The sequence below is a fragment of the Streptomyces sp. R-74717 genome, assembly GCF_047305335.1.
Classification (GTDB): Bacteria; Actinomycetota; Actinomycetes; order Streptomycetales; family Streptomycetaceae; genus Streptomyces; species Streptomyces atratus.
On sequence record NZ_CP102361.1, the window covers coordinates 1,306,089 to 1,320,763 of the forward strand.

The 14,675-nt window shown below is 68.9% G+C and carries 19 protein-coding genes and 2 pseudogenes; 6 read left to right on the forward strand and 15 right to left on the reverse strand.

The features are described from left to right. Window positions 1–52: 52 nt before the first annotated feature. Window positions 53–295 carry a hypothetical protein gene (locus tag NRF20_RS06000; protein ID WP_413752158.1) on the reverse strand — a complete coding sequence of 81 codons (243 nt, stop codon included), beginning with the start codon at window positions 293–295 and terminating at the stop codon, window positions 53–55. Between the two features lie 204 nt (window positions 296–499). Continuing rightward, window positions 500–556: pseudogene (locus NRF20_RS06005) on the reverse strand (hypothetical protein); the annotation flags it as partial. 419 nt (window positions 557–975) lie between these two features. Between NRF20_RS06005 and NRF20_RS06010 the strand changes: the two are divergent. Next, on the forward strand, window positions 976–2,190 hold the full coding sequence (locus NRF20_RS06010) for an IS110 family transposase (protein ID WP_413751981.1): 1,215 nt from the start codon (window positions 976–978) through the stop codon (window positions 2,188–2,190). Between the two features lie 189 nt (window positions 2,191–2,379). Then, window positions 2,380–2,745, forward strand: a complete 366-nt coding sequence (locus NRF20_RS06015) for a hypothetical protein (protein WP_413752159.1) — start codon at window positions 2,380–2,382, stop codon at window positions 2,743–2,745. Between the two features lie 100 nt (window positions 2,746–2,845). On the opposite strand, the gene NRF20_RS06020 is transcribed toward NRF20_RS06015, so the two are convergent. Beyond that, window positions 2,846–3,442, reverse strand: coding sequence for a TetR/AcrR family transcriptional regulator (locus NRF20_RS06020; protein WP_413752160.1), 597 nt, complete (start codon window positions 3,440–3,442; stop codon window positions 2,846–2,848). A 63-nt stretch (window positions 3,443–3,505) separates the two neighbouring features. Here NRF20_RS06020 and NRF20_RS06025 point away from each other — a divergent pair. Together NRF20_RS06025 and NRF20_RS06030 are read left to right on the forward strand one after the other, a co-directional pair. Next, a pseudogene (locus NRF20_RS06025) lies at window positions 3,506–3,757 on the forward strand (SDR family oxidoreductase); the annotation flags it as partial. 62 nt (window positions 3,758–3,819) lie between these two features. Further along, window positions 3,820–4,347 (forward strand): NmrA family NAD(P)-binding protein, encoded by a 528-nt coding sequence (locus NRF20_RS06030; RefSeq protein ID WP_398634970.1) that lies wholly within the window; start codon window positions 3,820–3,822, stop codon window positions 4,345–4,347. A gap of 460 nt (window positions 4,348–4,807) precedes the next feature. Here the strand turns inward: NRF20_RS06030 and NRF20_RS06035 are convergent, their stop codons facing one another. Then, on the reverse strand, window positions 4,808–5,476 hold the full coding sequence (locus NRF20_RS06035; protein ID WP_398634971.1) for a DUF4232 domain-containing protein: 669 nt from the start codon (window positions 5,474–5,476) through the stop codon (window positions 4,808–4,810). Between the two features lie 226 nt (window positions 5,477–5,702). Between NRF20_RS06035 and NRF20_RS06040 the strand changes: the two genes are divergently transcribed. Next, window positions 5,703–5,975: a DUF6225 family protein gene (locus NRF20_RS06040; protein WP_398634972.1), complete on the forward strand. Its 273-nt coding sequence runs from the start codon at window positions 5,703–5,705 to the stop codon at window positions 5,973–5,975. Window positions 5,976–6,457: 482 nt separating this feature from the next. On the opposite strand, the gene NRF20_RS06045 is transcribed toward NRF20_RS06040, so the two are convergent. The 7 genes from NRF20_RS06045 to NRF20_RS06075 form a co-directional block, all read right to left on the reverse strand. Next, on the reverse strand, window positions 6,458–8,626 hold the full coding sequence (locus tag NRF20_RS06045) for a permease (RefSeq protein ID WP_413752161.1): 2,169 nt from the start codon (window positions 8,624–8,626) through the stop codon (window positions 6,458–6,460). Next, complete coding sequence (locus NRF20_RS06050; protein WP_398634974.1) at window positions 8,626–9,279, reverse strand: ABC transporter ATP-binding protein; 654 nt, start codon at window positions 9,277–9,279, stop codon at window positions 8,626–8,628. The genes NRF20_RS06045 and NRF20_RS06050 overlap by 1 nt, the downstream gene beginning before the upstream one ends. 114 nt (window positions 9,280–9,393) lie before the next feature. Further along, entirely contained in the window at window positions 9,394–9,747 is a 354-nt protein-coding gene (locus tag NRF20_RS06055; protein ID WP_413752162.1) for a hypothetical protein, read from the reverse strand. 255 nt (window positions 9,748–10,002) lie between these two features. Further along, the gene (locus tag NRF20_RS06060) at window positions 10,003–10,434 is read right to left on the reverse strand and encodes a hypothetical protein (protein ID WP_398634976.1); all 432 of its coding nucleotides are present in this window, start codon (window positions 10,432–10,434) and stop codon (window positions 10,003–10,005) included. Between the two features lie 36 nt (window positions 10,435–10,470). Then, a complete protein-coding gene (locus NRF20_RS06065; RefSeq protein ID WP_413752163.1) occupies window positions 10,471–10,830 on the reverse strand; it encodes a hypothetical protein in 360 nt (119 codons plus the stop codon). Continuing rightward, the gene (locus tag NRF20_RS06070) at window positions 10,827–11,741 is read right to left on the reverse strand and encodes a hypothetical protein (protein WP_413752164.1); all 915 of its coding nucleotides are present in this window, start codon (window positions 11,739–11,741) and stop codon (window positions 10,827–10,829) included. The genes NRF20_RS06065 and NRF20_RS06070 overlap by 4 nt, the downstream gene beginning before the upstream one ends. A gap of 333 nt (window positions 11,742–12,074) precedes the next feature. Next, window positions 12,075–12,380: a helix-turn-helix domain-containing protein gene (locus NRF20_RS06075; protein ID WP_398634979.1), complete on the reverse strand. Its 306-nt coding sequence runs from the start codon at window positions 12,378–12,380 to the stop codon at window positions 12,075–12,077. 64 nt (window positions 12,381–12,444) lie between these two features. On the opposite strand from NRF20_RS06075, the gene map reads away from it, so the two are divergent. Beyond that, window positions 12,445–13,227, forward strand: coding sequence for a type I methionyl aminopeptidase (gene map, locus NRF20_RS06080; protein ID WP_398634980.1), 783 nt, complete (start codon window positions 12,445–12,447; stop codon window positions 13,225–13,227). 60 nt (window positions 13,228–13,287) lie between these two features. Here the strand turns inward: map and NRF20_RS06085 are convergent, their stop codons facing one another. The 4 genes from NRF20_RS06085 to NRF20_RS06100 form a co-directional block, all read right to left on the reverse strand. Then, window positions 13,288–13,440 (reverse strand): hypothetical protein, encoded by a 153-nt coding sequence (locus NRF20_RS06085; protein WP_413752165.1) that lies wholly within the window; start codon window positions 13,438–13,440, stop codon window positions 13,288–13,290. 243 nt (window positions 13,441–13,683) lie between these two features. Continuing rightward, entirely contained in the window at window positions 13,684–13,953 is a 270-nt protein-coding gene (locus NRF20_RS06090; protein WP_413752166.1) for a hypothetical protein, read from the reverse strand. Continuing rightward, window positions 13,931–14,161: a hypothetical protein gene (locus tag NRF20_RS06095; protein WP_413752167.1), complete on the reverse strand. Its 231-nt coding sequence runs from the start codon at window positions 14,159–14,161 to the stop codon at window positions 13,931–13,933. Before NRF20_RS06095 ends, NRF20_RS06090 begins: the two co-directional genes overlap by 23 nt. A 94-nt stretch (window positions 14,162–14,255) precedes the next feature. Beyond that, the gene (locus NRF20_RS06100; protein WP_398634983.1) at window positions 14,256–14,672 is read right to left on the reverse strand and encodes a hypothetical protein; all 417 of its coding nucleotides are present in this window, start codon (window positions 14,670–14,672) and stop codon (window positions 14,256–14,258) included. Window positions 14,673–14,675: the final 3 nt, after the last annotated feature.

Genomic DNA, 14,675 nt, shown 5'->3' on the forward strand with positions numbered 1-14,675 from the left:
GCCGGCGGGCCGTTATTGATCTTGTTCGCGCAAAGGAACGTTTGCGCGAACGCTAGCCGCGTACCGCAGCCAGGCCCTGGTCGTACAAGTCAAGGATGTCGCCCTGTCCGTTGCCCTCAAGCCACGTCGCAGTGGCGGCATCGAAGCATGCGAACGCGGTCGCGACGATGGCGCGGGCCTGCCCTCTGTCCGTCCTCGAGGGCGTCAGTCTGGCTTCGAGCAGTGGCAGCAGCTCCTCCTGGCAGCGCACACGCTTCCCAAGGTAGGCGGCCCGCAGCGAGTCGGTGTGGTGCACCAGGCGGAAGCGCTCCAGCGCCTCCTCAGGACTCGTGTGGAGGCAGAGCGCGGCCTTGAACGCGGCACGCGCCTCCCAGGCGCCGGCACCGATGGGCTGGTTGCGGATGGTTTCCGTCAGGAGGGTGACGAACTGTTCCTCGCTGCCGCCGATGAGGTCCTCCTTGGTGCCGAAGTAGCGGAAGAGGGTGCGCTGAGAGACGCCGGCTTCGCGGGCGATCTGCGCGATGGTCGTCTCGTCGTATCCCTGCTGCGTGAACAGGCGCTACGCGGTCTGGAGGATCTCCTGGGCGGCCAGCTGTCGCGTGCGATCCCACAGCGGCCCTCACGGCAGAGAGAACCGGCCTCCCATCCCAATTCATCACCGAGGCCGCGCTGAACGAACAACTGAAACGCTGCCTGAACGACGACCAGCTCCCCCGTTATCTTTTTCGCGGTCCTGCAATGGGGCCGTTGGCCTCCGGGCCCGGTATGACTGTGTCCCCTCTGTCGAAGCGATGACCTGGGGGGTGGTGTCGCCGGGTCCGTGGGGTGCCGTCGGAGACGCTGATGAGAGGTCCGGCCACCGCCTGGCCCGGTGCAATGCCGGGCAGCTCGCGGGCGGCAGGTCTGCATAACGTGGATGCGCGAGCACGGTGCCACCGCCGAGGCCGGCAAGGTCAACCACTTGGGAGGGGTGCGATGTTCGACACCGGCGATGTGGGCGTCTTCCTGGGCATGGACGTCGGCAAGAGTGCCCATCACGGCCACGGGCTGACCCCGGCCGGGAAGAAGGTCTTCGACAAGCCGATGCCCAACAGCGAACCGAAACTGAGGGCCGTCCTCGACAAGCTGACCGCGAAGTTCGGCACCGTGCTGGTGATCGTCGACCAGCCCGCATCGATCGGTGCTCTGCCCCTGACCGTCGCCCGGGACGCGGGCTGCCAGGTCGCCTACCTGCCCGGACTCGCGATGCGGCGGATCGCCGATCTGTATCCCGGCGAGGCGAAGACCGACGCGAAGGACGCGGCGGTGATCGCGGACGCCGCCCGGACGATGCCCCACACCCTGCGCTCGCTGGAGCTGACCGACGAGATCACCGCCGAGCTCACCGTCCTGACCGGCTTCGACCAGGACCTCGCCGCGGAAGCCACCCGCACCAGCAACCGGATACGCGGCCTGCTCACCCAGTTCCACCCCAGCCTCGAGCGCGTCCTGGGCCCACGACTGGACCACCGGGCCGTCACCTGGCTCCTCGAACGATACGGATCCCCGGCCGCCCTGAGGAAAGCCGGCCGCCGCAGACTCGTCGAACTCATCCGGCCCAAGGCCCCGCGGATGGCACAGAGGCTGATCGACGACATCTTCGACGCCCTCGACGAACAGACCGTCATCGTTCCCGGCACGGGCACCCTCGACATCGTGATCCCGTCCCTGGCCGCCTCGCTCGCAGCGGTCCACGACCAGCGCAGAGCGCTCGAAGCCCAGATCACCACCCTGTTGGAGGCCCACCCTCTTCACCCGGTCCTGACCTCGATGCCCGGAGTCGGAGTCAGGACCGCCGCCGTCCTGCTGGTCACGGTCGGCGACGGCACCGGGTTTCCCAGCGCAGCCCACCTCGCCTCCTACGCCGGCCTCGCCCCCACAACCAAGTCGTCCGGGACCTCGATCCACGGCGAACACGCACCACGAGGAGGAAACCGGCAGCTCAAACGCGCGATGTTCCTCTCCGCCTTCGCCTGCATGAACGCAGACCCCGCCTCCCGCACCTACTACGACCGCCAGCGCGCCCGCGGCAAGACCCACACCCAAGCACTCCTCCGCCTCGCCCGCCAACGCATCAGCGTCCTGTTCGCCATGCTCCGCGACGGCACCTTCTACGAGTCCAAAGCCCCCACCGCCATCCTGGCCGCATAACCACCCCAAAAACCCGCACACCCGGCACCACGTCCTTGACGAAGGACATAGAGGCACCCCCCCCACGTCCGAATCGCAGGCGGGCTGATCGGGCTCTACGGCCTGCCCGTCGTTCGCCTGGTCGAACTGACCACTGACCGATTCGAACGCACTGGGGACGACGCCTACCGCACCATCGAACGGAACCCCGTGCTCCTGCCGCCCAAGCTGGCACTGCTCATCGAGGAACAGATCGCACGACCGACGGTCCGCTCCATGCTCCGGCCGCCACAGGACGGTCGCCCCACCTACTTGCTTCCGGGAGTGCCCGCCCACCGTCCGATCACGGCGCAGAGGATCGTGAACAAGCTGCGAAAACACGGCCTGGAAGTCATCAGCGCCCGCAACACCGCCATGCTCGAAGCCGTCGCCGACCTTCCTCCGATCGTGATCAGTGACCTCTTCGGCGTCAGCGCAAGCAGCGCCCACAGGTGGGCTCGGTTCGCCCAGGACAGCTGGACGGACTACCTCTCTGCCTGCTCCAACGACGAAGCGGGATCGTCGGAGGGATCTTGATCAGTGGCCGGTTCAGATTCCCCCACCGGCGGCCACAGGGAGCTATCTGGCCGTGCCTGCACCGGGCCGCGGAGCCTTCTTCGGCTGGGAGCGTCGTCTGTCACGGCAGTTGGTTGAATGCCTGGTCGGCATCGGCTACGGCTTCGGGGTGGACGTCGTGGGCGGTGCGACCGTCGGCAATCTTCTGCCAGTTGGTCCGGGCGAGCACCCGTTGGACCGCGAGTACCTGGGCGGCTAGCAGGTGTGCCTGGATGCCTTCGCCGAGGGCGTCCGCCAGTGCCTCCTCGTCCTCGAGCTGGTACCACGTGAGCCGTCCTGCCAGGCTTGGTGTGGTGAACACCAGCCGATGGAACACCACCACCTCGGGATGATCGCTGAGGCCGGTGACGGGGTCGTACCGATCGAGGCCGGCCCGGAAGTGCCGGTGCAGCGCCGTTACCGGCTTGATGCCGGACTTACGGTCACGTACGACGTGTGCTGCCTCGCCCTGGTGGTCCGCAAACCGGTACAGCACCAGGTCTTCCTTGGTGGGGAAGTACCGGAAGAGAGTCGGCTTGGAGACCTCGGCCGCCGCGGCGATGTCGTTGACCGAGACGCGGTCGAAGCCGCGCTCCAGGAACAGCGAGACGGCCGCGTCTCCAATGGCGTCGTGCATCCGCTCCTTCTTGCGGGCCCGCAGTCCCGTCAACTCGCTCATCTGACCACCGTAACATTTACGACCGGGTTGCGTTTTTAACCGAGTAACGTTTTCATGGGCGGCATGAATCAGATAGACATTTCTCCCGTGCTCGTCACTGGGGCGACGGGCCGGGTCGGCCGCGTCGTCATCGACCAACTCCTCGACGCGGGCGTGCCGGTCCGTGCCCTCACCCGTCGCTCTGAGGCGGCGGCGACGCTGCCGGCGAAGGTCGAGGTCTTCGCCGGTGACCTCACTGTGCCCGAGTCGCTCGACCCGGCATTGAATGGCGCCGGTGCGGTCTTCCTCGTCTGGACCGCCCCACCTCAGACCGCCGAGGCAGTCGTCGAGCGGCTGGCAGCCCACGTGCGGCGGGTCGTCTTCCTCTCCTCCCCGCCATGGCGGTGCTGCACGCCGACATCGAGCGGCTCATCGCGGCCACCGGACTCGAGTCGACGATCATCCGGCCGGGGATGTTCGCGTCGAACTCGCTGGCCTGGTGGGCGCCCGCGATCCGGGCCGGCGAAGTCGTCCGGTGGCCTTACAGCGCTGCCGAGTCGGCACCGGTCGACGACCGCGACATCGCAGCCGTCGCGGCGCGGACGCTCTATCAGGGCGGATACGTCGGAGGCGACTACGTCCTTACGGGCCCCGAATCGCTGACCCAAGCCGCGCAGGTGGACGTCATCGGTGACGCCCTGGGGCGCCGGATCGCATTCGAGGAGATAACGCCGGACGAGTTCCGGAGCCTGTCGGAGGGTACGGTGCCCAGCTCGGTCGTCGACATGCTGCTCGCCGCGTTGAGCGCGGCGGTCGGACAGCCTGCGTACATCACCACTGCGGTGGCCGACATCCTCGGGACGGCTCCGCGAACGTTTCGCCAGTGGGCCGTCGACCACGCCACCGCGTTCACGGAGGGTTCGTAACCTCGTCGACCGCGACCTGTACCCCCGGCCGCAGCCCTCAGTCCGCCGTCGCCCCGGCCCTCGCCCCCCGGGGCGTGCCGGGCGCGTGGGCGCGTGAGGCTCAGGCAGCCCGGGGCATCGTGCGTACCGACAGGACGCGCGCCTGCGGTCCAAGTGCGCGACATCGAGTGGCGCCTGCTGGCCCGACTGAATAGTGCAGGGTTAGAACGGGCCGGCGCATCGTCCGCGACGACGTTGGGCTCGGGGAACGCGTTGCGGGACAGCTCCCGCATCGCGGCGGTCTGCCGTTCCACCGCTGCCGCGATACCCGGATCCACCCGAGACGGCCGTGCGGCGGCACGGTGCGCGGCGCTGAAGCGGGCGGCGGCCGCCGCGTACCGCGGCGCGGCACCTGCCGCGCAGTCCGGGCCGGTGATTCCTCAGCAGGCCCGCCGCCAGGAGCAGCCCGCGGGCACCACCCCTACTTGGTCGTGTGTGTGGGGTAGACCTCGACGTCGGTGTAGGCGCCCTTGATGTCCCCTGCGCCCGCGGGCCACTTCAGGCTCACGGTGTGGGTCTCGTTCGGGGGCGTCACCAGGATGTTGGTCGGGGACGCGAGGCTGTTGCCGCTGTTGTCGATGTCGTAGGCGAGGTTGAAGACAGCGGCGTCGCCGGGCTTCAGGGTGGTGATACGCGGCTGGGCGTGGCCGCGCTCGATGGGGTTCGAGGTGTGGTCGGCGTCCTTGATGTCGACGCCCGCGAAGCCCGTCGCCGAGCAGGTGGTCGAACCCCGGTTGATCATGGTGATGTCGATCCTGCCGGAGTTCTCGTCGGGCGCGGCGTCCGTGGCGTCGATGGCCAGGTCCTCCGTCTTGCAGAACGTGACCTTGCCGCCGGTCTTCGTCGCGCCGTTTGCGGCTGCCTCTGCCTTGGTTTCCTCACCGGAGCCCGACTTTGCGTTGCTGGCCTCCGAGCCGCCGGAGCCTGAGCCGCCCTGCGACTTCGAGCCACTGTCCGAGGACGAAGAAGACGAGGATGAGGAGCTCTTGGAGGACGAGTCCTTCCCGGTGCCGTCGCTGCCACAAGCGGTGAGCGAGAGGGTGGCGGCGACGCCGATGGCGGCGAGAGCAGTGATGCGGGTGTACTTCACGGTGTTCCCCCAGGAGTAGCGCGGTGCATGTGGTCGGAAGTATTTGTATCTCGCACCGAGTCACAGGCGGTCCTCCGCGACGTCTTCGTTCCGTCACAGGCGTATTGACCTCACGGTCCGCCAAGGCGTCGCCGTACGGTCACCAGCCTGGCCCGAGCTCGACCTCTGGCACCCGTCGTAGCCGTGTCTCCACCGGCAACGCGGTCCGGTCCGGCACTCTGTGCCCATGACCGACGTCTTCGAGCACACCCCGCAGGTCTGGAATTCCGCGCAGTTTCGCGACGCGCTCAAAGACCTGCCCGATGACGCGCCCATCCACATCGGCGTAGCAGGCGACCCCGGCGACTTCGTTGGATACCGGGACTTCGTCCTCGTGGACGCGCATCAGGTGGAGAACTGGTGGCCGGCCACGGTCACGGCGCCGGAACGTACCGAGACAGCGGAGGCACTGACGCTGTTCGCCGACTGGGAGCCGGGCGCATACGACCGTCTGGACTGAACCGCTACCCACCGCGGCGCCCCGCCCGAGATACGAGGTCAGGTGGGGTTCAGCGGAGTGACGCCGGTACCCGCGTACAGCTCGGGTTCCAGCGACAGGACCGTGAGCGGCTCTCCCGCCTTCACCGCGTGCCAGGCGATCGCAGCAGGGTGAGCCACCGGCCAGTCCACGGCTTGCGCCAGGGCCAGCGGGGCTGCATCGGTGTGGCACGCGGGCCGGGAACGTGTCGGTTTTCGCCGCCCCGCTCGCGTGGCGGCGAGCGGGGCGGTGGGGCGAGAGATCCGGCAGGCGTGCGGTGACGGCCGACAACGAGAGGACGCCGATGGCTACCCCGGTCCGTCGACCTGGTCCCCGACGGGTGAGTACCTATCTTCATGCCCCGCTGCCCCGAGCAGCCGATTGCACGACGAACCGATCGCTTGCCCTCATTCACGCGGCCAGGCCATAAGAAGCGACGTCTATAAAGCCCGGTGTGCTCTCGTTCAGTCGGCGGTGGGTCGCCACTGGTTGGCCTCCCGGGCTGCCGCTCGTGCGCCGAGGAACCCGACGGTCAGGGAAACCGCAGCACACGCTGTGATCCCGTATCCGAGAATCGTCCAGGACACGGAGCCTTCCTGTACCAGGGCGATGAAGAACACCGAATGCCATGCGGTCACGGCCCCGGTGACAACGGTGGAGATGAGCAACGGGACGGTCAGATGCCATGAGGTCACGGAGCGGAATACCCGGCGGTGGCCGGTCAGGACGGAGAGCGGGGCGAGAGCGTGGCGGACCCGGACGAACTCGGCCGCCGCACTCATCGAACCGGCCACGAGAATGAACAGGATGCCAGTGACGCCGAACAGCTGGATCCAGTTCGGCAGGCGAGAACGCGAGGACCCCAGCCAGTTTCCACCCAGGGCCTCGACTTGCACCGAGGGATTGGGAAGTGTGAACGCGGCCTGCTTCACCGCTGCGAGCTGCCCCGGTGCGGGGGTCACGACGAGAAGGGACTGTGTGCCGTCCGGCTTCACGCTGATCCGGGGGACCTGCGTGAATCTGAGGTCGCCGTACCAGCGGCGCATCTCTTCCACCTTGGCCAACTGGGCACTGCCTCCCGTCACTGCCCTCGTGTCACCGTCACAGGTCACATGCAGCCTACGTAGGTCGCGGCAGGATCCTCCGATGGTCGTCCAGGGGTCTCTGGACGCTCCCGGATCGTAAAAAGTCCGGTTCAGCAGTATCGAACCGGCCGGAAGCGATGAGCGGAACCGGTCCGTCTCCGGCGCGGTCATGCCGCTCGCGGTCACCTCGATCACCGTGTCCTTGATCCGCTGGTGCGTGGCGGCTGCCGCCTGTGAATGCGCTCCGAGCCTGCTGGTCCACACCTGCATCTGGGCGACAATCCCGATACCGATCACCATGGCCAGAGCGAGGCGCACGATCACGCCGGGATGCGCGTGCGTCCACCGTCCGCCGATCATGCGGCCCGCATGCCCCCTGCGCTTCCCGTTGGCGGCGAGCCAGGAGCCCAGGTGGCGGGTGAGGAGTGCCACGACCGAGGAAAGAAAGGCCCACATCACGACGGTCCCGCAGGTGAACACGACGAGCTGGGCCTTCCGGGGCACGTACTGGCTCGTCAGGACCAGCGCGACGCCGACACCACAGGCGACCAGGCGCCACGCGGGAACACGGGAGGTGAAAGAGGCGGGGCGGGTGGACGTACCGTCCCGGGCAATGCGGTGCGTACCCACCACGATGCCCAGCACGACCAACAGAGATACAGCCGCCGACGCCATGGCGGCCGGCCATGCCGCCCACACGTCACGGTGGTCGAGGATGTATCCGGTGGGCGCAAGGCGGGTGTCCCATACGGAGGCCACGGCATACGGGACGAACGCGGTGAGCGTTCCCAGTACCGCAGGAATCGCGGCTTCACCGATGTTGACGATCATCCGGTGCCGCCATGTCCCACCCAGGGCCTGCAGCAGGCTGCTGCGCCGGTCACGGGTGCGGGAGCCGACCCGAGCAGCGACCACAGCCAGGGCGAGGGCGGGCAGCCCGGTCAGCGCCCAGAGAGCGAGGACGGGGGAGGTCACAGAGGGCTGATCGGCCATCTCTCCCGTCGCTCCGCCGCCGCTTCCGAAGGCGGACACCCCCATCCACCTGGGATCGCCCTTCGGCGGACTGTCCGCCACCCGGACATACGCGATCCGCTCAGAAGGAGTGACCAGCCCATCGTTGGTGATGGTTCCGGCGAACCGTCCGTACCGGTTCAGGATTCCCTCGCCGCGCCCGGTCCTGACGAGTTCGGGAGAAAGCAGGACCTCGCCCGGATCCGGCCAGCGGGCCACACCAGCAGGAAGAGGAGCCTCGGGTGTGAGGGGGTGTACGAACACGATGGATACGGGCCTGGAGCCGACAGAGTCGATCCCCTCCCGGTACAGCAGCGTGGCGTCCTTGCTGAAAGTGATCACCGGCCCTCTGGCGTCCGCTCTGGTCTCACGGCCGTGATACGTCGCAACGGTGGCCACGGTCGCCAAGGTGACAAAGGCGACCGCGGCCGCGGCGCAGAACAGACCCCACCAGCGCAGACGGTCGCCGGGAGTGGAGCGGCCCGCTGCGAGACCGATCCTGAACAACTTTCCTGTGGTTCGGACTCTTTCCTGCATCAGAGGGCTCCTGCTTCGGCCAGGATCCCGCCGAGGAGCTCGTGTCGGCGGTCGGCCCGAGCAGCCACCGTCAGGTCGTGCGTGACCAGCAGCAGTGCGCAGCCCCGCTCGCGGGCAGTCGTGAACAGCAGCCGGGCGACTTCCTCCTTGGCGTCGGGGTCCAAGGCGCCGGTGGGCTCATCGGCGAGGAGGACGTCAGGCTCGGTGATCAGAGCCCGGGCAACGGCAGTGCGCTGGCGCTCGCCGCCGGAGAGCATGCCGGTCGGGGTAGAGCCGACGGGGACGCCGAGCTCGTCGAGGAGCTCCTCCGCGCGTCGGTAGGCGTCCTGGTGGCGGCCTCCGTCGAGCAGAACCGGCAGGGCGACGTTCTCTACCGGACTGAGCTCGGGAAGAAGTTCACCGAACTGGAACACCATTCCCAGAGCCTCCCGCCGTACTTGCGCAAGCTGCGTGGACCTGAGCCCGGTGATCTCCCGGCCCCCGGCGGTGATGGTGCCCGCCTGCGGTTTTATCAGGCCGAGGATGCACATGAGCAGCGTCGACTTGCCGGACCCGCTGGGGCCGGTCACCGCGACCGACTCGCCGGCGGACACGGACAACTCCACGCTGTCGAGGAGAGTCCGTCCCTCGACCCGGTAGCAGAGGCCGCTCACGCGGAGCCCCGGCGAATCGCTTTGCTTCACAGAATTTTGCCTCTTGTCAGAAAATGGGGACACCGCGCCGGCCCGTACCGGGCCGGCGCGGCATATTGGGCATGGAGAGCAGACTTACGGGATGACCCAGCCCGAGCAGTCGTCCGGCGCGCCGTAGTTCTCGTCGCACGCCTTGAACTTGTAGATTCTGGAGCCGTCACCGGAATAGACGGTGGTTCCCGGGCCGCTGTGATTCCACAGGGTCCGCTTCGTTTCCGAGCTGTCCACCCGGTAGTACTCGGCCTTCACCGGGTCCCCATCACTGCTGTTGTCCTTGACGGCTATCTTCCCGCTGTCACCGCCGTCAGCCGGAGACCAGGCATGGGCGCCTTTGGCGACGGCGACGGCGTCAGCGGCAACGGCAGTGGCCGTAGGAACCGCGAGCGACACAGTGAGCAGCGCGGCAGCGATGAACTTCGTCCTCGTCATTCGTGTGCACTCCTTCAGATGAAGATGTCGAAAGAAAACAGGGCATACCAGAGAGGCATCAGCGGCGTGATCGCCGGTTGATGCAAAGCCCTGGTGACGTCTAAGCCGGGGCCCCAACGTGACGCAGTGATCACCGTAGGCAAGTGCGGTGCACACGAAAAGAGTTGACCTCCAAAGGCTCAAAACCGATCACGGTGCACCAATCTGGCCCTTTAACCGATGCGTGCACACAAACGCTGCATATGCTGCTGGTAACTACTGGGGAAATTTGACCTGAATCCGATCTTCGGAATAGGAGCCTCCGCACCAGCCAGCGAGAAAGGTTCGGGGAGGGCCGCCCACGCGGGCGAGAGGAGTAGGCGGGCCTGGCGTCTCTCCTGGGGAACCGGATCCCTGCCCGGGGTGCGGCACTGTGGGCGGCTCGGGGAACGCGCGGCGGGACAGCTCCCGCATCGCGGCGGTCTGCCGCTCCACCGCCTGTGTGATGTCCGGGTCGATTCGGGACGGCGGCGCGGCCTGGCGGTGCGCCTCGATCGCGCGGCGATAGCCGTCCGGCGACGTCCGGCGTTCCACCGGCGCGGCGGGGGCGGCCTGCTGCGGGTCCGGGTCGGCGGCCGCTGTGGCGGGGCCGGCCTTCACGGGTGCGGGCGCCAGGACGCGCAGGGCGCGGACGCATCCGCCGGGCACCTTCTCGTTGGCCGCCGCGATCAGCTTCGGCGCGCTTCAGCGCAGCTTGGTGCCGCAGGCCGGGGCGTCGGGGGCGACGTCCAGGCGGCCAGTGTCCACGTCGAAGGCCACGGCCTGGGCCCGCCCGGCGAGCTCGGGCACGGCCGCGGCGAGGATGTCGTCGAACTGCGCGAGGATACTTCCGCCGACGGCCGGGGCGACCATGCCGCGCTCGGTCGTCATCCGGATGATCGCGCTGCCGAGTCCGAGCGGTTCGCGGCCGTCCCGGCGTAGAGCCGCGCCGGTGCGCCGCTTCGGCTTCTCCTTCCGGGAAGCGCCGTTCTTCTTTGCCGCCTCCCGGGCCGCGAGCAGGGCCTGGCGCGCGAGGTCGACGCCGGACACCTCGCCGCCGCTCACGACTGCCCCCCGGTGGCGTAGCCGAGGTCCAAGTGCCCGAGCCGAGAGAGGTGCTGCGCCTGGTCGACCAGCTGGTTGCTGAACAGGCGCCAGGCCAACGGCTCGCCGTAGCGGTCGATGTGGTCGAACACCACCTGGTGGTCCTTCATCGCCCGCACCCGCCAGTCGCGTACCTGCTCGCGGGTCAGGTCCTCGAGGACCAGCTCCTGGTCGTCGACGTCGGCGGGTTCCGGCTCCGGGGCGAGAACGACGGCGGCCGGGCACGGCGCGCGCAGCACGACCGGGGCCACCGGCACGGCCGGAACATCGGCGACCGGCTGCGCGACGGCGGCTTCTGCGCGGGCCGCCTTCGCTTCGGCCTGCCGGGCGCGGTGCTGCTCCCACTCGTACGCCTTCGCCCACGCCCTGGCCGTCACGGTCTCGTGCAACTGCCGGTCGGTGGCCGCGCGACGCTCCGCCTCGGAGGCCCCGGGCATCGCGGCGTCGACGGCGGCCGCGACCGCGTGGCGCTGGGCACGGCGGTCGGCCTGCCGGTCCTCGCAGCGCGGGCAGTCCTGGCCGGAGTCGAGCAGCACGCGGTCGTCGCACCGCACGTCGCCGCACTGCTGGCGCTGGGGCAGGGCCAGGCCGATCAGCCAGCCCACCGGGTCCTTGATCGGCCCGGCCAGCCGCATCTGGTCGGCCAGGCGCCGGGCGAGCCGGTCGGCGAGGACCTGCGGAGCATCCGTTCGACCGGCGAACCCGATCACCCGGGCCAGCTCGCTGCGGGCGGCGGCCTCCACCAGGCGGCGGGCGGCCGGACGCTCCAGCCGCGCCCACACCAGGTCGACCGGAGCCAGAACGACCCGCAGATCCTCCGGCGGCAGCGGCACCCTCCCCCGCTGCTGCCTGCCCTGACTCGCACCGTCCACGACCCGCACCGCACGAGCCCCGCTGCACGAGCAGCACCCGTGTGCCGCCTGGGGCGCCGGCCGCGGAGTGTCATCGCTCTCTGGCACCCGTGCAGCACCGCCCACCACGTCCCTGGTATCTCGGGTGCGAATTGATAGTCAGGCATGTTTGGCATGCAGCTCTGAACCCCCGTGCCTTACGGATATCCGATGGGTGTCAGGCACAGCCTCGACCAGGTGATGGGCGGTAAGTGTTGCACCGGCGCGTGCTCGCTGGTCGACGAGGTGATCAGCATGCGGGCAGGCGTACCGGCACAGCGCGGTGGGTGAACCGCTGCCCCTCTGAGCGCGGCCCTACGAAACCAGCGATGCATGCCGTGCGACAGACAGGGCCGACTGATCCTCGATGGTGCGCTCCGGCTGGCTGATCTCGGCCCAGACCGCGTCGAGAGACAGGCCCAGGGTGTCGGCGATCGCTGCGATGGTCGGGAAGGCGGGGGTGGCCACACGGCCGGATTCGATCTTCCGAAGAGTCTCCGGCGAAATGTGCGAAGCGAGTGCCACGTCGAGCATCGAGCGGCAGCCCCGGGCTCGGCGGAGCAGGGCGCCGAGGCGCTGTCCGCGTTCTACCTCGGCGGGGGTGAGCGGCAACCTGACCATGCCCCCATTCTAATACCGGTACAGTTAGACCGGGATAGTTATTGGACGTACGTGAGAGGCCCCCATGATTGAGATCCTGAACTCCGCGCAGCTTGAGCGGGCGAGGGGCACCGGCACCCTGGTCGGAGACATCCTGCACACGCTGAAGCAGCGCAGCACGGTCGGGACGAACCTGCTGGACATCGACCAGTGGGCCAAAGAGATGATCACCGAGGCAGGAGCGCAGTCCTGCTACGTCGACTACGCGCCTCCCTTCGGGCGCGGCCCGTTCGGTCACTACATCTGCACGGCCGTCAACGACAGCGTGCTCCACGGGCGGCCCCACAACTACACGCTGGCCGACGGGGACCTGCTGACCCTCGACCTGGCCGTCGCCAGGGGCAGGGTGGCCGCGGACGCCGCGATCAGCTTCCTGGTGGGCAAGGCCAGGCCCGCGGAGAGCGTCGCGATGATCGAGACGACCGAACGGGCGCTCGCCGCCGGCATCGCCGCCGCAAAGCCGGGGGCGCGCATCGGCGACCTCTCCCACGCCATCGGCACGGTCCTCAGTGAGGCGGGCTACCCGATCAACACCGAGTTCGGAGGCCATGGCATCGGCTCGACCATGCACCAGGACCCGCACGTCGCGAACACCGGACGGCCCGGCCGCGGATACAAGCTGCGCCCCGGCCTGCTGCTCGCCCTGGAGCCCTGGGTCATGGCCGACACCGCCACGCTCGTCACCGACGCCGACGGCTGGACGCTGCGCAGCGCGACGGGCTGCCGGACCGCACACAGCGAGCACACCATCGCCATCACCGACGACGGAGTCGAAATCCTCACCCTGCCCTCGCAGGCACGGCCGTAAGAGAGCCCACCCCGCTGCCCCTACGGCACGCAGAGGACGGGCTCCTTGCTCGCGCGTGGGTTACTGCTCTGGCCGGAGGCCCAGCATGCAGAACCCCTTGTCGAAGCGGAGCGTGCCGACGGCGACGAAGGCGGGCAGGCGGCCGTACTCGCGGAAGCCCAGCGACTCGTAGAGGCGCAGTGCCCTGGAATTCGCCTCCCCCGCGAGCACCACTCAGCCCGCCCGCAGCCTCGGGATGCGCGCTGCCCTCGGGCAGCGCGCATCCGGGGCAAGATCATGATCACGGTCGCTTAGGAACGTGCCCAACTTGCCTTACAAGGCTATTCCCCAGCTACCAGCAAGGTTGCTTGACAACCCTAGATAACGATCGCCGCACCCACAGCAGGGGGCAGCAGACACAGCAGCGCCCCGGACCAGCCAGTGGTCCGGGGCGCTGCACGGGTGCTCGGGAGGCTCCTACGCCTCGACGTACGCGACGATGGTGATCTGTCGAAGGGCCGTGACGTAGTAGATGACGCGGACCCCGTCGACGTCGTCGACGTAGTCGCGCAGCAGGGTGTTGGGCACCGGGGTGCCCAGTTCGGGGTTGACGCTGATCGCGACGATTGCGCGGTCCAGGCGGTGCGTCTCGCTCGCCGTGAGCTTTGTCAGCTGGCTCAGCGCGGGCTCCACCAGGACGACCTGGGACCGGCGCGGTGCGTGCTCAGGCGACACGGGGCTGTTCACCGGCGAGGTGATCCAGGTGGGCGTCGCGGGCTTCCTCCCACAGCACGCCCGTCTCCGGGGACGGGTAGCCGTGGGCGGCGATGTCCTCCAGCACCGAGGCGAGGACGTCGACCCGCGCGCGCTGGTCGGCCGCGTACGCGCGGGCGGACGCGGCGGCGTGCTCATCGAGGGGCTGGCGGTCGGGCACGAGGGCTGGCTGCTCGCTCATCCGGGGCTCCTGGGCTGTCATCTGGCGTGTTCCACCACGGTATCGCCGCGGCGGAACGCTGGAGCCGGGTACGGGCGAACCGGGCCGCCGGGAATCAGCCGCCGCGGAGGGAGGCGTCGTGGTGGCTGGGAGAGACCGGCTCGTCCATCGGGTGCAGCCAGCGAATCGGAACGGTGAGCGAGGCGACCCGGGGCAGCTCCACCGGCTCGCCTTCGACGTCGAGCAGCATGCCCATGACCTGGTAGCCGTGGCCGGGCGGCAGGCCGACGGCCTGGACCTGGTCGTCGGTGAGGCCGACCGTGATGCGCGTGGTGGCGGCTACGCGCAGGCCCTCCGCTGTCCGGGCCTGGAGGTCGACGTCGACGACTGTCATCGGGAAGTACGTGCCGCGCAGCCAGCTCAGGGCCCACCACGAGCTGCCCAGCGTCTCCGGCCGGTACCGAGCGGCCGGCAGCGCGAACGGCACTTCGCAGCGGTACGTCTTCCCGATCCGGACATCCTTCGTGCGCACCCT

What these genes read in the sequence shown, in the direction of transcription:
- NRF20_RS06010 (WP_413751981.1), top strand. Translation starts at nt 976, where the DNA reads ATGTTCGACACCGGCGATGTGGGCGTCTTCCTGGGCATGGACGTCGGC.
- NRF20_RS06020 (WP_413752160.1), bottom strand. Translation starts at nt 3,442, where the DNA reads ATGAGCGAGTTGACGGGACTGCGGGCCCGCAAGAAGGAGCGGATGCAC.
- NRF20_RS06030 (WP_398634970.1), top strand. Translation starts at nt 3,820, where the DNA reads ATGGCGGTGCTGCACGCCGACATCGAGCGGCTCATCGCGGCCACCGGA.
- NRF20_RS06040 (WP_398634972.1), top strand. Translation starts at nt 5,703, where the DNA reads ATGACCGACGTCTTCGAGCACACCCCGCAGGTCTGGAATTCCGCGCAG.
- NRF20_RS06045 (WP_413752161.1), bottom strand. Translation starts at nt 8,626, where the DNA reads ATGCAGGAAAGAGTCCGAACCACAGGAAAGTTGTTCAGGATCGGTCTC.
- NRF20_RS06055 (WP_413752162.1), bottom strand. Translation starts at nt 9,747, where the DNA reads ATGACGAGGACGAAGTTCATCGCTGCCGCGCTGCTCACTGTGTCGCTC.
- NRF20_RS06075 (WP_398634979.1), bottom strand. Translation starts at nt 12,380, where the DNA reads ATGGTCAGGTTGCCGCTCACCCCCGCCGAGGTAGAACGCGGACAGCGC.
- map (WP_398634980.1), top strand. Translation starts at nt 12,445, where the DNA reads ATGATTGAGATCCTGAACTCCGCGCAGCTTGAGCGGGCGAGGGGCACC.
- NRF20_RS06095 (WP_413752167.1), bottom strand. Translation starts at nt 14,161, where the DNA reads ATGAGCGAGCAGCCAGCCCTCGTGCCCGACCGCCAGCCCCTCGATGAG.